The organism is Pseudomonas nitroreducens TX1 (assembly GCF_000313755.1).
GTDB classification, from domain to species: Bacteria; Pseudomonadota; Gammaproteobacteria; order Pseudomonadales; family Pseudomonadaceae; genus Pseudomonas; species Pseudomonas nitroreducens_A.
Genome location: NZ_AMZB01000051.1, coordinates 1 through 15,596 on the forward strand (window position 1 = coordinate 1; position 15,596 = coordinate 15,596).

The 15,596-nt window shown below is 59.9% G+C and carries 12 protein-coding genes, 1 tRNA gene and 1 pseudogene; all 14 read left to right on the forward strand.

From position 1 onward, the window contains the following. The coding region (locus C167_RS32030; RefSeq protein ID WP_017516424.1) for a hypothetical protein at nt 1-205 on the forward strand (205 nt) is incomplete at its 5' end. 53 nt (nt 206-258) lie between these two features. Next, a tRNA-Trp gene (locus C167_RS0101020) sits at nt 259-334 on the forward strand. 44 nt (nt 335-378) lie between these two features. After that, the gene (gene secE / locus C167_RS0101025; RefSeq protein WP_017516425.1) at nt 379-747 is read left to right on the forward strand and encodes a preprotein translocase subunit SecE; all 369 of its coding nucleotides are present in this window, start codon (nt 379-381) and stop codon (nt 745-747) included. Nucleotides 748-756: 9 nt separating this feature from the next. Beyond that, a complete protein-coding gene (nusG, locus tag C167_RS0101030; RefSeq protein ID WP_015475310.1) occupies nt 757-1,290 on the forward strand; it encodes a transcription termination/antitermination protein NusG in 534 nt (177 codons plus the stop codon). Between the two features lie 119 nt (nt 1,291-1,409). Further along, entirely contained in the window at nt 1,410-1,841 is a 432-nt protein-coding gene (gene rplK / locus C167_RS0101035; protein ID WP_017516427.1) for a 50S ribosomal protein L11, read from the forward strand. Further along, on the forward strand, nt 1,841-2,536 hold the full coding sequence (gene rplA / locus C167_RS0101040; protein ID WP_017516428.1) for a 50S ribosomal protein L1: 696 nt from the start codon (nt 1,841-1,843) through the stop codon (nt 2,534-2,536). Before rplK ends, rplA begins: the two co-directional genes overlap by 1 nt. Before the next feature lie 217 nt (nt 2,537-2,753). Further along, entirely contained in the window at nt 2,754-3,254 is a 501-nt protein-coding gene (rplJ, locus tag C167_RS0101045) for a 50S ribosomal protein L10 (protein ID WP_017516429.1), read from the forward strand. A gap of 75 nt (nt 3,255-3,329) precedes the next feature. After that, on the forward strand, nt 3,330-3,698 hold the full coding sequence (gene rplL / locus C167_RS0101050; protein ID WP_017516430.1) for a 50S ribosomal protein L7/L12: 369 nt from the start codon (nt 3,330-3,332) through the stop codon (nt 3,696-3,698). 223 nt (nt 3,699-3,921) lie between these two features. Beyond that, nucleotides 3,922-7,995: a DNA-directed RNA polymerase subunit beta gene (gene rpoB, locus C167_RS0101055; protein WP_026078719.1), complete on the forward strand. Its 4,074-nt coding sequence runs from the start codon at nt 3,922-3,924 to the stop codon at nt 7,993-7,995. Between the two features lie 65 nt (nt 7,996-8,060). Further along, nucleotides 8,061-12,260: a DNA-directed RNA polymerase subunit beta' gene (rpoC, locus tag C167_RS0101060; protein WP_026078720.1), complete on the forward strand. Its 4,200-nt coding sequence runs from the start codon at nt 8,061-8,063 to the stop codon at nt 12,258-12,260. A gap of 154 nt (nt 12,261-12,414) precedes the next feature. Next, complete coding sequence (gene rpsL / locus C167_RS0101065; protein WP_015475317.1) at nt 12,415-12,786, forward strand: 30S ribosomal protein S12; 372 nt, start codon at nt 12,415-12,417, stop codon at nt 12,784-12,786. An 84-nt stretch (nt 12,787-12,870) separates the two neighbouring features. Continuing rightward, complete coding sequence (gene rpsG / locus C167_RS0101070) at nt 12,871-13,341, forward strand: 30S ribosomal protein S7 (protein ID WP_015475318.1); 471 nt, start codon at nt 12,871-12,873, stop codon at nt 13,339-13,341. A gap of 30 nt (nt 13,342-13,371) precedes the next feature. Continuing rightward, nucleotides 13,372-15,501, forward strand: coding sequence for an elongation factor G (gene fusA / locus C167_RS0101075; protein ID WP_017516433.1), 2,130 nt, complete (start codon nt 13,372-13,374; stop codon nt 15,499-15,501). 29 nt (nt 15,502-15,530) lie between these two features. Continuing rightward, nucleotides 15,531-15,596, forward strand: a pseudogene (locus C167_RS34210) (elongation factor Tu); the annotation flags it as partial.

The following is a 15,596-nucleotide window of genomic DNA, read 5'->3' on the forward strand; positions in this document are numbered from 1 at the left end:
CCGTCCGCAGTTCTACTTCCGTACCACTGACGTGACCGGCAACTGCGAGCTGCCGGAAGGCGTTGAGATGGTCATGCCGGGCGACAACGTAAAAATGGTTGTCACCCTGATCGCCCCGATCGCCATGGAAGATGGCCTGCGCTTCGCGATTCGCGAAGGCGGCCGTACCGTTGGCGCCGGCGTGGTTGCCAAGATCATCGAATAATCGATTGATCTTTCCCTCTCAGGCCGGCATAATGGTCGGCCTGACTTTGTTCCAGGCCAGTAGCTCAATTGGCAGAGCGGCGGTCTCCAAAACCGCAGGTTGGGGGTTCGATTCCCTCCTGGCCTGCCAGATTTATCAAGATCTGGCACTTCTTTAAACGGGATTCCTAGCAGATGAATGCGAAGGTAGAAGCCAAAGAGTCGCGTCTCGATCTCTTGAAGTGGCTTGTGGTTGCAGTGCTGGTGGTGGTGGCTGTGGTTGCCAACCAGTATTACTCGGCGCAACCGATCTTCTATCGCGTTCTCGGTATCCTCGTGATGGCGGCTGCTGCCGGCTTTATCGCCCTGCAGACCGTCAAGGGGCGTGCATTCTTTACTTTGGCTAAAGAAGCTCGCGCCGAGATTCGCAAGGTTGTATGGCCGTCTCGTCAAGAGACAACTCAGACCACGCTGATCGTAGTGGCCGTAGTGCTGGTAATGGCGCTGCTGCTGTGGGGGCTCGACTCCCTGCTGGGTTGGCTGGTTTCCATGATTGTAGGTTAAGGGTGTTCCGTGGCTAAGCGTTGGTACGTTGTGCATGCCTACTCGGGTTACGAGAAGCATGTCATGCGCTCGCTGATCGAGCGGGTCAAACTGGCCGGCATGGAAGATGGGTTTGGTGAGATTCTCGTCCCCACCGAAGAAGTGGTGGAGATGCGGAACGGCCAGAAGCGCAAGAGTGAGCGCAAATTCTTCCCGGGCTATGTCCTGGTGCAGATGGAAATGAACGAGGGTACTTGGCACCTGGTCAAGGATACTCCTCGCGTCATGGGCTTCATTGGTGGTACTGCCGACAAGCCGGCGCCGATTACCGACAAAGAAGCAGATGCCATCCTGCGTCGCGTTGCCGATAGCGGCGACAAGCCGAAGCCGAAGACCCTGTTCGAGCCGGGCGAGACTGTCCGCGTGATCGATGGTCCGTTCGCTGACTTCAATGGCGTCGTCGAAGAAGTTAACTACGAAAAGAGCCGGATCCAGGTCGCTGTGCTCATTTTCGGTCGCTCTACCCCGGTAGAGCTGGAGTTCAGCCAGGTAGAGAAAGTTTAACTGGCACAATGAATCCCACACCCCGCAGCCCTAGGCTGCGGGGTTTTGTCGTCATTGGGATAAACGCGAAAGCAACCGGGGAGCCCGTCAGGGCGTTTGACCCGAATTTGGAGTAGCAAATGGCTAAGAAAATCCAGGCTTACATCAAGCTGCAAGTAAAGGCCGGCCAGGCCAACCCGTCGCCGCCCGTCGGCCCGGCTCTGGGTCAGCACGGCGTGAACATCATGGAATTCTGCAAGGCGTTCAACGCCAAGACCCAGGGCATGGAACCTGGTCTGCCGACTCCTGTGATCATCACCGTTTACAGCGACCGCAGCTTCACCTTTGAAACCAAGAGCACCCCGGCATCCGTTCTGCTGAAAAAAGCAGCCGGCATCACCAGCGGCTCCGCTCGTCCGAACTCCCAGAAAGTGGGCACCGTTACCCGTGCTCAGCTGGAAGATATCGCCAAGGCCAAGCAGGCTGACCTGACCGCTGCTGACCTGGACGCTGCCGTACGTACCATCGCTGGCTCCGCGCGCAGCATGGGCCTGAACGTGGAGGGTGTGTAATGGCTAAGCTGACCAAGCGTCAAAAGGCTATCGCCGAGAAAGTTGAAGCCGGCAAGCAATATGGCTTCGAAGACGCCGCCAAACTGCTGGCCGAGCTGTCGACCATCAAGTTCAAGGAGTCCGTGGACATCGCCATCAATCTGGGCGTTGATCCGCGTAAATCCGACCAGGTCGTACGTGGCGCCACCGTTCTGCCGAACGGTACCGGCAAATCCGTACGCGTTGCCGTCTTCACCCAGGGTCCTGGTGTTGAAGCTGCCCTGGCTGCTGGTGCAGACAAGGTTGGTATGGACGAGCTGGCTGCCGAAATGAAAGCCGGCGACCTGAACTACGACGTCGTCATCGCTTCCCCGGACGCCATGCGTGTTGTTGGCCAACTGGGCCAGGTACTGGGCCCGCGCGGCCTGATGCCGAACCCGAAGGTCGGCACCGTGACCCCGGACGTCGCTACCGCCGTCAAGAACGCCAAGGCCGGTCAGGTACGTTTCCGTACCGACAAGAACGGCATCATCCACGCGTCCGTTGGCAAGATCGACTTCGAGCCGGTCAAGCTGAAGCAGAACGTGGAAGCGCTGCTGAGCGATCTGAAGCGTCTGAAGCCGTCCTCCTCGAAGGGCGTGTACGTTCAGCGCGTTACCCTGAGCACCACCATGGGCCCGGGTCTGCAGATCGATCAGGCTTCGCTGGAAGGCTGATGAACTAAGTCGAGCAGTGGGTTCGCCCGCTGCTCGCAGGTATTGGGGTCCCTGCCTGGCGGGGGCTATCCAAGACCGTAGGCGGCGCGAGCCTTAAACCCGGGAGGCGATCCTCTCTAGCCTACGCAGATGGTGCTCCCGATTCGTTTACCGAATCAGACACCAAAACGCCGTCCGGCTTCGGCTGGACGAATCGGTAACATCCAGGAGTAAACCCGTGGCAATTAAACTCGAAGACAAGAAGGCCATCGTCGCTGAAGTCAACGAGGCTGCCAAAGCCGGTCTGTCCGCTGTCGTGGTTGATGCACGCGGCGTGACTGTCGGCGCAATGACCGGACTCCGTAAAGAGGCCCGCGCAGCTGGTGTGTACGTGAAAGTCGTACGCAACACCCTGCTCAAGCGCGCCGTTGAAGGCACTCAGTTTGAAGTGCTCAACGACACGTTCAAGGGCCCGACCCTGATTGCTTTCTCCAACGAACATCCGGGCGCTGCCGCTCGTATCTTCAAGGAGTTTGCCAAGGGTCAGGACAAGTTCGAGATCAAGGCGGCCGCGTTCGAGGGTCAGTTCCTCGCAGCCAATCAGATCGACGTGCTGGCGACCCTGCCGACCTACAACGAAGCTGTTGCACAGCTGATGAGCGTGATCCAAGGCGCTACCAGCAAGCTGGCTCGTACTCTGGCGGCAATTCGCGATCAGAAAGAAGCTACCGCAGCCTAAGGCTCGGCAACTGCTTTCACCTTTTTTGTTTAATTCGATGGCCTTAGGCCGTCACCCAATACAGGAATTAGAGTCATGGCTCTGACCAACGAAGACATCATCTCCGCCGTATCCGAAATGTCCGTCATGCAGATCGTTGAACTGATCAAGGCGATGGAAGAGAAGTTCGGCGTTACCGCTGCTGCCGCTACCGTTGCTGCTGCCGGCCCGGCTGCTGCCGCTGCTGAAGAGCAAACCGAGTTCACCATCGTCCTGGCCGAAGCTGGCGACAAGAAAGTGAACGTGATCAAGGTCGTTCGTGAACTGACCGGTCTGGGCCTGAAAGAAGCCAAGGCTGTGGTTGACGGCGCCCCGGGCGTGGTCAAGGAAGGCGCTTCGAAAGAAGAAGCCGAAGCTGCCAAGAAAGCCCTGGAAGAAGCAGGCGCCAAGGTCGAGCTCAAGTAAGTTCGTACCTTGCGTCGACAGCCCGAGCGTTAAGCGACAGGCTGATGGCTGGTGGCAATTGCCACCGGCCTTTTTCCGTTATGGGTGGGGTGCCGTAGGTGCCTCCCATAACGTGAAAATCCCGCCACGAGTGGCGGCGCAAACCTAGGGTTTGCACGATTTTTGGGCTGCTCCCCTGTGCGGGAGAGGCCAAACAAGCAGGTGACCAAGCTGGGGAACGCTGATGGCTTACTCATACACTGAGAAAAAACGTATCCGCAAGGACTTTAGCAAGTTGCCGGACGTCATGGATGTGCCGTATTTGCTGGCCATCCAGCTGGATTCCTATCGCGAATTCCTGCAGGCGGGTGCAAGCAAGGACCAGGTCCGAGACATCGGCCTGCATGCGGCCTTCAAGTCCGTCTTCCCGATTATCAGCTATTCCGGCAATGCTGCCCTGGAATACGTCGGCTACCGTCTGGGTGAGCCGGCCTTCGATGTCAAGGAATGCGTGCTGCGCGGTGTGACCTTCGCGGTCCCGCTGCGTGTGAAAGTGCGTCTGATCATTTTCGACAAGGAATCGTCGAACAAAGCGATCAAGGACATCAAGGAACAAGAAGTCTATATGGGGGAAATCCCCCTGATGACCGAGAACGGTACCTTCATCATCAACGGTACCGAACGCGTCATCGTTTCCCAGCTGCACCGCTCCCCGGGTGTGTTCTTCGACCACGACCGTGGCAAGACCCACAGCTCCGGCAAGCTGCTGTACTCCGCTCGTATCATTCCTTACCGCGGCTCCTGGCTCGACTTCGAGTTCGATCCGAAGGACTGCGTGTTCGTTCGTATCGACCGCCGCCGCAAGCTGCCGGCGTCCGTCCTGCTGCGCGCGCTGAACTACAGCACCGAGGAAATCCTCAACGCGTTCTATGACACCAACGTCTTCCAGATCAAGGGCGAGACCCTGAACCTGGAGCTGGTGCCGTCGCGTCTGCGTGGCGAGATCGCCAGCTTCGACATCAAGGATGGCAGCGGCAAGGTCATCGTCGAAGCGGGTCGTCGTATCACTGCACGCCACATCAACCAGCTCGAGAAGGCTGGTATCACCCAGCTGGAAGTGCCGTTCGACTATCTGATTGGCCGTACCGTGGCCAAGGCCGTCGTGCACCCGGCTACCGGCGAGATCATCGCCGAGTGCAACACCGAGCTGACCGTCGACGCCCTGGCCAAGATCGCCAAGGCCCAGGTCGTGCGTCTGGAAACCCTGTACACCAACGACATCGACTGCGGTCCGTTCATCTCCGACACGCTGAAGATCGACTCCACCAGCAACCAACTGGAAGCGCTGGTCGAGATCTATCGCATGATGCGTCCTGGTGAGCCGCCGACCAAGGAAGCTGCCGAGACCCTGTTCGGCAACCTGTTCTTCAGCGCCGAGCGTTACGACCTGTCTGCCGTTGGCCGCATGAAGTTCAACCGTCGTATTGGTCGTACCGAGATCGAAGGTCCGGGCGTACTGAGCAAGGAAGACATCGTCGAGGTCCTCAAGACCTTGGTTGCCATCCGTAACGGTAAAGGCATCGTCGACGACATCGACCACCTGGGTAACCGTCGTGTCCGTTGCGTCGGCGAGATGGCCGAGAACCAGTTCCGTGTAGGCCTGGTGCGTGTAGAGCGTGCGGTCAAGGAACGCCTGTCGATGGCCGAAAGCGAAGGCCTGATGCCGCAGGACCTGATCAACGCCAAGCCGGTGGCTGCCGCGATCAAGGAGTTCTTCGGTTCCAGCCAGCTGTCGCAGTTCATGGACCAGAACAACCCGCTCTCCGAGATCACCCACAAGCGCCGCGTCTCCGCACTCGGCCCAGGTGGTCTGACCCGCGAGCGCGCGGGCTTCGAGGTTCGAGACGTACACCCGACCCACTACGGCCGCGTGTGCCCGATCGAAACCCCTGAAGGTCCGAACATCGGCCTGATCAACTCTCTGGCGACCTACGCTCGCACCAACAAGTACGGCTTCCTGGAAAGCCCGTACCGCGTGGTGAAGGAAGGTCTGGTCAGCGACGACATCGTCTTCCTGTCCGCGATCGAAGAAGCTGACCACGTCATCGCTCAGGCGTCCGCGACCCTGAACGAAAAAGGCCAACTGATCGACGAGCTGGTCGCCGTACGTCACCTGAACGAATTCACCGTGAAGGCGCCGGAAGACGTCACCCTCATGGACGTATCGCCGAAGCAGGTCGTTTCCGTCGCTGCCTCGCTGATTCCGTTCCTCGAGCACGACGACGCCAACCGTGCACTCATGGGTTCGAACATGCAGCGTCAGGCTGTACCGACCCTGCGCGCCGACAAGCCGTTGGTAGGTACCGGCATGGAGCGCAACGTCGCCCGTGACTCCGGCGTCTGCGTGGTGGCTCGCCGTGGCGGCGTGATCGATTCCGTCGATGCCAGCCGTATCGTGGTGCGTGTGAACGACGACGAAGTCGAGACTGGCGAAGCCGGCGTCGACATCTACAACCTGACCAAGTACACCCGTTCCAACCAGAACACCTGCATCAACCAGCGTCCGCTGGTGCAGAAGGGTGACAAGGTTTCGCGCAGCGACATCCTGGCCGACGGCCCGTCCACCGACATGGGTGAACTGGCTCTGGGTCAGAACATGCGCGTTGCGTTCATGCCCTGGAACGGCTTCAACTTCGAAGACTCCATCTGCCTGTCCGAGCGCGTGGTCCAGGAAGATCGTTTCACCACGATCCACATCCAGGAACTGACCTGCGTTGCCCGTGACACCAAGCTCGGCCCAGAAGAAATCACCGCGGACATCCCGAACGTGGGTGAGGCCGCGCTGAACAAGCTGGACGAAGCCGGTATCGTCTACGTCGGCGCCGAAGTGCAGGCTGGCGACATCCTGGTCGGCAAGGTCACCCCGAAAGGCGAGACCCAGCTGACTCCGGAAGAGAAGCTGCTGCGCGCGATCTTCGGTGAGAAGGCGTCCGACGTGAAGGACACCTCCCTGCGCGTGCCGACTGGCACCAAGGGCACCGTCATCGACGTACAGGTCTTCACCCGTGACGGCGTGGAGCGCGACAGCCGCGCCCTGTCCATCGAGAAGATGCAGCTGGACGAGATCCGCAAGGACCTGAACGAAGAGTTCCGCATCGTCGAAGGCGCAACCTTCGAGCGTCTGCGTTCCGCTCTGGTCGGTGCCAAGGCCGACGGCGGTCCTGCCCTGAAGAAAGGCGCAGAGATCACTGACGAGTACCTGGACGGCCTCGAGCGCGGCCAGTGGTTCAAGCTGCGTATGGCGGAGGATGCTCTGAACGAGCAGCTGGAGAAGGCCCAGGCCTACATCAGCGACCGCCGTCAGATGCTGGACGACAAGTTCGAAGACAAGAAGCGCAAGCTGCAGCAGGGCGACGACCTGGCGCCGGGCGTACTGAAGATCGTCAAGGTCTACCTGGCCATCAAGCGTCGCATCCAGCCGGGCGACAAGATGGCGGGCCGCCACGGTAACAAGGGTGTGGTCTCCGTGATCATGCCGGTCGAAGACATGCCGCACGATGCCAACGGTACTCCGGTCGACATCGTTCTGAACCCGCTGGGCGTACCGTCGCGTATGAACGTCGGCCAGATCCTCGAAACCCATCTGGGCCTCGCGGCCAAGGGTCTGGGCGAGAAGATCAACCGCATGCTCGAAGAGCAGCGCAAGATCGCCGAGCTGCGTGTGTTCCTGAACGAGATCTACAACGAGATCGGCGGCCGCCAGGAGAACCTGGACGAGCTGAACGATAACGAGATCCTCGCTCTGGCCAACAACCTCAAGGGCGGCGTGCCCATGGCTACCCCGGTGTTCGACGGTGCCAAGGAGCGCGAGATCAAGGCCATGCTGAAGCTGGCCGACCTGCCGGAAAGCGGTCAGATGCGTCTGTATGACGGCCGCACCGGCAACCAGTTCGAGCGTACGACCACTGTGGGTTACATGTACATGCTCAAGCTGAACCACCTGGTCGATGACAAGATGCACGCACGTTCCACCGGCTCCTACAGCCTGGTTACCCAGCAGCCGCTGGGTGGTAAGGCGCAGTTCGGTGGCCAGCGTTTCGGGGAGATGGAGGTCTGGGCGCTGGAAGCCTACGGTGCCGCCTACACCCTGCAGGAAATGCTGACCGTGAAGTCGGACGACGTGAACGGCCGTACCAAGATGTACAAGAACATCGTGGACGGGGATCACCGCATGGAGGCCGGCATGCCCGAGTCCTTCAACGTGCTGATCAAAGAGATCCGCTCGCTCGGCATCGATATCGAACTGGAAACCGAATAACACGTGACGTCAGACGGTGCGGCTGGTCAAGGCCGGTCGCACCGGGTCCGTGAGGAGGAAAGGCCTTGAAAGACTTGCTTAATCTGTTGAAAAACCAGGGTCAGATCGAAGAGTTCGATGCCATCCGTATTGGCCTGGCCTCGCCCGAGATGATTCGTTCCTGGTCCTTCGGCGAAGTCAAGAAGCCGGAGACCATCAACTACCGTACCTTCAAGCCGGAGCGCGATGGCCTGTTCTGCGCCAAGATCTTCGGCCCGGTGAAGGACTACGAGTGCCTGTGCGGTAAGTACAAGCGCCTGAAGCACCGCGGTGTGATCTGCGAGAAGTGCGGCGTGGAAGTCGCGCTGGCCAAGGTGCGCCGCGAGCGCATGGGCCACATCGAGCTGGCCTCGCCGGTCGCCCACATCTGGTTCCTGAAGTCCCTGCCGTCCCGTATCGGCCTGCTGCTGGACATGACCCTGCGTGACATCGAACGCGTGCTCTACTTCGAGAGCTACGTGGTGATCGATCCGGGCATGACCACCCTGGAGAAGGGCCAGCTGCTGAACGACGAGCAATACTTCGAAGCCCTCGAAGAGTTCGGTGACGACTTCGACGCCCGCATGGGTGCGGAAGCCGTTCGCGAGCTGCTCAACGCTATCGATCTGGAGCACGAGATCGGCCGCCTGCGCGAAGAGATTCCGCAGACCAACTCGGAAACCAAGATCAAGAAGCTGTCCAAGCGCCTGAAGCTGATGGAAGCCTTCCAGGGCTCCGGCAACCATCCCGAGTGGATGGTGCTGACCGTCCTGCCGGTGCTGCCGCCGGACCTGCGTCCGCTGGTTCCGCTGGATGGCGGCCGCTTCGCGACCTCGGATCTGAACGATCTGTATCGCCGCGTGATCAACCGTAACAACCGTCTGAAGCGCCTGCTCGACCTGGCCGCTCCGGACATCATCGTGCGCAACGAAAAGCGCATGCTGCAGGAAGCCGTCGACGCCCTGCTGGACAACGGCCGTCGCGGCCGTGCCATCACCGGCTCGAACAAGCGCCCGCTGAAGTCCCTGGCCGACATGATCAAGGGCAAGCAGGGTCGCTTCCGTCAGAACCTGCTCGGCAAGCGCGTGGACTACTCCGGCCGTTCGGTTATTACCGTTGGTCCGACCCTGCGTCTGCACCAGTGCGGTCTGCCGAAGAAAATGGCCCTGGAGCTGTTCAAGCCGTTCATTTTCGGCAAGCTGGAAGGTCGTGGCATGGCCACCACCATCAAGGCCGCCAAGAAGATGGTCGAGCGCGAGCTGCCGGAAGTGTGGGACGTTCTCGCTGAAGTCATCCGCGAACACCCCGTACTGCTGAACCGTGCACCGACCCTGCACCGTCTGGGCATCCAGGCGTTCGAACCGGTACTGATCGAAGGTAAAGCCATCCAGCTGCACCCGCTGGTCTGCGCCGCGTACAACGCCGACTTCGACGGTGACCAGATGGCCGTGCACGTTCCGCTGACCCTCGAGGCTCAGCTGGAAGCACGCGCGCTGATGATGTCCACCAACAACATTCTGTCGCCTGCCAACGGCGAGCCGATCATCGTTCCTTCGCAGGACGTGGTAATGGGTCTGTACTACATGACCCGTGAAGCGATCAACGCGAAGGGCGAGGGCATGGCTTTCGCTGACCTGCAGGAAGTTGACCGCGCCTACCGCAGCGGCCAGGTGTCCCTGCACGCCCGCGTAAAAGTGCGCATCAACGAGAAGATCAAGAACGAAGACGGCTCCCTGACCGCCAACACCCGTATCGTCGACTCCACTGTCGGCCGTGCGCTGCTGTTCCAGGTTGTCCCGGCCGGGCTGCCCTTCGACGTGGTCAACCAGTCGATGAAGAAGAAGGCGATCTCCAAGCTGATCAACCACTGCTACCGCGTGGTGGGTCTGAAGGACACCGTCATCTTCGCCGACCAACTGATGTACACCGGCTTCGCCTACTCGACCATCTCCGGTGTGTCGATCGGCGTGAACGACTTCGTCATCCCGGACGAAAAGGCTCGCATCATCGATGCCGCCACCGAGGAAGTGAAGGAGATCGAGAGCCAGTACGCCTCCGGCCTGGTAACCCAGGGCGAGAAGTACAACAAGGTGATCGACCTCTGGTCCAAGGCCAACGACGAAGTGTCCAAGGCGATGATGGCCAACCTCTCGAAAGAGAAGGTGACCGATCGCGAGGGCAAGCAGGTCGACCAGGAGTCCTTCAACTCCATGTACATGATGGCGGACTCCGGTGCGCGGGGTTCCGCGGCCCAGATTCGTCAGCTGGCCGGTATGCGTGGCCTGATGGCCAAGCCGGACGGCTCCATCATCGAGACTCCGATCACCGCGAACTTCCGTGAAGGCCTGAACGTACTCCAGTACTTCATCTCCACTCACGGTGCTCGTAAAGGTCTGGCGGATACCGCACTGAAGACCGCGAACTCCGGTTACCTGACCCGTCGTCTCGTCGATGTGGCCCAGGACTTGGTCGTGACCGAGATCGACTGCGGCACCGAGCACGGCCTGGTCATGTCCCCGCACATCGAAGGCGGCGACGTGGTTGAGCCGCTGGGTGAGCGCGTACTCGGCCGCGTGATGGCTCGCGATGTGTTCAAGCCGGGCAGCGACGACGTGATCGTCGAAGCCGGTACCCTGATCGACGAGAAGTGGGTCGATTTCCTCGAGCAGATGAGCGTCGACGAAGTCGTCGTGCGTTCGCCTATCACCTGCGAAACCCGTCACGGCATCTGCGCCATGTGCTACGGCCGCGATCTGGCCCGTGGTCACCGCGTGAACATCGGTGAGGCTGTCGGCGTTATCGCTGCCCAGTCGATCGGTGAGCCGGGTACCCAGCTGACCATGCGTACCTTCCACATCGGTGGTGCGGCCAGCCGTACCTCCGCCGTGGACAATGTCCAGGTCAAGAACGGCGGCACCATCCGCCTGCACAACCTGAAGCACGTAGAGCGTGCCGACGGCGCCCTTGTAGCGGTTTCCCGTTCCGGTGAGCTGGCGGTAGCCGACGACTTCGGTCGTGAGCGCGAGCGCTACAAGCTGCCGTACGGTGCGGTGATTTCCGTGAAGGAAGGTGACAAGGTCGACCCGGGCGCCATCGTCGCCAAGTGGGACCCGCACACCCACCCGATCGTCACCGAGATGGACGGCACCGTGGCCTTCGTGGGCATGGAAGAGGGCATCACCATCAAGCGCCAGACCGACGAACTGACCGGTCTGACCAACATCGAGGTGATGGATCCGAAGGATCGTCCGGCTGCCGGCAAGGACATCCGTCCGGCCGTGAAGCTGATCGACGCCGCAGGCAAGGATCTGCTGCTGCCGGGTACCGACGTACCGGCCCAGTACTTCCTGCCGGCGAACGCCCTGGTCAACCTCAACGATGGCGCGAAGGTGCGTATTGGTGACGTGATCGCGCGTATCCCGCAGGAAACCTCGAAGACCCGCGACATCACCGGTGGTCTGCCGCGCGTTGCCGACCTGTTCGAAGCTCGTCGTCCGAAAGAGCCTTCGATCCTGGCGGAAATCAGCGGCACCATCTCCTTCGGCAAGGAAACCAAGGGCAAGCGCCGCCTGGTCATCACTCCCACCGACGGTAGCGATCCGTACGAGGAGCTGATTCCGAAGTGGCGTCACCTGAACGTGTTCGAAGGTGAACAGGTAAGCCGTGGTGAAGTGATCTCCGACGGCCCGAGCAACCCGCACGACATCCTCCGTCTGCTGGGCGTGAGCTCGCTGGCCAAGTACATCGTCAACGAGATCCAGGACGTTTACCGTCTGCAGGGCGTGAAGATCAACGACAAGCACATCGAGACCATCCTGCGCCAGATGCTGCGCAAGGTCGAAGTGGCCGAGTCGGGCGATTCGTCCTTCATCAAGGGCGATCAGGTCGAACTGGTCCACGTGCTGGAAGAGAACGAAGTACTGGGCACCCAGGACAAGTTCCCGGCCAAGTACGAGCGCGTTCTGCTGGGCATCACCAAGGCCTCGCTGTCCACCGAGTCGTTCATCTCGGCGGCCTCCTTCCAGGAGACCACCCGCGTCCTCACCGAGGCGGCGGTCACCGGCAAGCGCGACTTCCTGCGCGGCCTGAAGGAGAACGTGGTCGTGGGTCGTCTGATCCCGGCAGGTACCGGTCTGGCTTACCACAGCGAGCGCAAGCGTCAGCGCGAACTCGGCAAACCGCAGCGTGTGAGCGCGAGCGAGGCCGAAGCAGCATTGGCCGAAGCGCTCAACCTGAGCGGTAACTAAGCCTCAAACGAAGCCCCGGTTGTCTTGACAACCGGGGCTTCGTCTTGACTGGAATCCGTAAGCTCTTTAGTATCTTGTACCCCGAAAATTGGCAGGGCGCATGCTCTGCCCATTTTCGTTTTTAAGTGTCGTAAGACAATCAGTGGAGCTATAGATGGCAACTATCAACCAGCTGGTGCGCAAACCGCGCAAGCGCCTGGTAGACAAGAGCGGCGTTCCTGCCCTGCAGAACTGCCCTCAGCGTCGCGGCGTATGCACCCGCGTATACACCACCACCCCGAAGAAGCCGAACTCCGCACTGCGTAAAGTGTGCCGTGTTCGTCTGACCAACGGTTTCGAGGTTTCCTCGTACATCGGTGGTGAAGGTCACAACCTGCAAGAGCACAGCGTGGTGCTGATTCGTGGCGGTCGTGTAAAAGACCTTCCGGGTGTTCGTTATCACACCGTGCGCGGTTCGCTGGATACCTCCGGCGTTAAAGACCGTAAGCAGGGTCGTTCGAAGTACGGCGCGAAGCGTCCGAAGTAATTTTGTTTTCCTATTTTCTGAGTCGATAAGAGTAAGGTCGGGCATCGTCCCGGGCTAACCTGAAGACCGTTTGAGGGCTTATCAATGCCAAGACGTCGTGTAGCGGCCAAGCGTGAGATCCTGGCCGATCCTAAATACGGAAGCCAGATTCTGGCGAAGTTCATGAACCACGTGATGGAAAGCGGCAAGAAAGCCGTTGCCGAGCGTATCGTTTACGGTGCTCTGGACAAGGTCAAAGAGCGCGGTAAAGGCGACCCCCTGGAACTCTTCGAAAAAGCACTCGACGCCATCGCTCCGCTGGTCGAAGTGAAGTCCCGCCGTGTCGGCGGTGCTACCTACCAGGTTCCGGTCGAAGTACGTCCGTCCCGTCGTAATGCACTGGCCATGCGCTGGCTGGTGGACTTCGCCCGCAAGCGTGGCGAGAAGTCCATGGCTCTGCGTCTCGCTGGCGAACTGATGGATGCCGCTGAAGGTAAAGGCGCCGCCGTCAAGAAGCGTGAAGACGTGCACCGTATGGCCGAGGCCAACAAAGCGTTCTCGCACTACCGCTTCTAATTACGGCAACACTACTTCTGCGAGGGCTTTATGGCTCGTAACACAGCAATCAACCGCTACCGGAACATTGGTATCTGCGCCCACGTTGACGCGGGCAAGACCACCACTACCGAGCGGATCCTGTTCTACACCGGTCTCAGCCACAAGATGGGTGAAGTACACGACGGCGCTGCTACCACCGACTGGATGGTGCAGGAGCAAGAGCGTGGTATCACCATCACCTCCGCTGCGATCACCACCTTCTGGGAAGGTTCGCGCGGCCAGTACGACAAATACCGCGTAAACGTCATCGACACCCCCGGCCACGTAGACTTCACCATTGAAGTTGAGCGCTCCCTGCGCGTACTGGACGGCGCTGTCGTGGTGTTCTGCGGCACCTCCGGCGTTGAGCCGCAGTCCGAAACCGTATGGCGCCAGGCCAACAAGTACGGCGTTCCGCGTATCGTCTACGTGAACAAGATGGACCGCGCCGGCGCCAACTTCCTGCGCGTTATCGGCCAGATCAAGAACCGTCTGGGTCACACCCCGGTTCCGGTCCAGCTCGCCATCGGTGCAGAAGATGACTTCCAGGGTCAAGTCGACCTGCTGAAGATGAAAGCCATCTACTGGAACGAAGACGACAAGGGCACCTCCTACCGCGAGGAAGAGATTCCCGCTGAGCTGGTTGACCTGGCCAACGAGTGGCGCAACAACATGGTCGAGGCTGCTGCCGAGGCCAACGAAGAGCTGATGAACAAGTACCTGGAAGAGGGTGAGCTGTCGATCGAAGAGATCAAGGCCGGCCTGCGTCAGCGTACTATCGCCTGCGAAATCGTACCGGCTGTTTGCGGCTCCTCGTTCAAGAACAAGGGCGTGCCCCTGGTTCTCGACGCCGTTATCGACTTCCTGCCTGCTCCGACCGAGATTCCGGCGATTCAGGGCGTCCACCCGGACAGCACTGACGAGAACGAAATCCACGACGAGCGTCCGGCGGACGACAACGCTCCGTTCTCGGCTCTGGCATTCAAGATCGCCACTGACCCGTTCGTAGGTACTCTGACCTTCGTTCGTGTCTACTCGGGCGTTCTGGAGTCTGGTAACTCGGTTATCAACTCCGTGAAAGGCAAGAAAGAGCGCGTTGGTCGTATGGTGCAGATGCACGCGAACCAGCGTGACGAGATCAAAGAAGTACGCGCTGGCGACATCGCTGCTCTGATTGGCATGAAGGACGTCACCACCGGTGACACCTTGTGCGATATCGAGAAGCCGATCATCCTCGAGCGTATGGACTTCCCGGAGCCTGTGATCTCGGTAGCTGTTGAGCCGAAGACCAAGGCTGACCAGGAGAAGATGGGCATTGCCCTCGGCAAACTGGCTCAGGAAGACCCGTCGTTCCGCGTCAAGACTGACGAAGAAACCGGCCAGACCATCATCTCCGGTATGGGTGAGCTGCACCTGGACATCCTCGTCGACCGCATGAAGCGTGAATTCGGCGTTGAGGCGAACATCGGCAAGCCGCAGGTTTCGTACCGCGAAACCATCTCGAAGGACAACATCGAGATCGAAGGCAAGTTCGTTCGTCAGTCCGGCGGCCGTGGCCAGTTCGGTCACTGCTGGATCCGCTTCTCCGCTCCCGACGTGGACGAGAAGGGCAACATCACTGAAGGCCTGGTCTTCACCAACGAAGTCGTGGGCGGTGTGGTTCCGAAGGAATACATTCCGGCCATCCAGAAGGGCATCGAAGAGCAGATGAAGAACGGCGTTGTTGCCGGCTATCCGCTGATCGGCCTGAAGGCGACCGTCTTCGATGGTTCCTACCACGACGTCGACTCCAACGAGATGGCGTTCAAGATCGCCGCTTCCATGGCGACCAAGCAGCTGGCCCAGAAGGGTGGCGGCAAGGTTCTGGAGCCGATCATGAAGGTGGAAGTGGTGACTCCTGAGGACTACATGGGTGACGTGATGGGTGACCTGAACCGTCGTCGTGGTCTGATTCAGGGGATGGAAGACTCGGTTTCCGGTAAGGTTATCCGTGCCGAGGTTCCGCTGGGCGAGATGTTCGGTTATGCAACCGACGTGCGTTCCATGTCCCAGGGTCGCGCTAGCTACTCCATGGAATTCTCCAAGTATGCTGAAGCTCCGGCGAACGTCGTCGAAGCTCTGGCCAAAAAACAAGCTTGATTCAGCTCTTTTAGTAAGAGGTTACTCTCGTGGCTAAAGAAAAATTTGAACGTAACAAACCGCACGTCAACGTCGGCACCATCGGTCACGTTGAC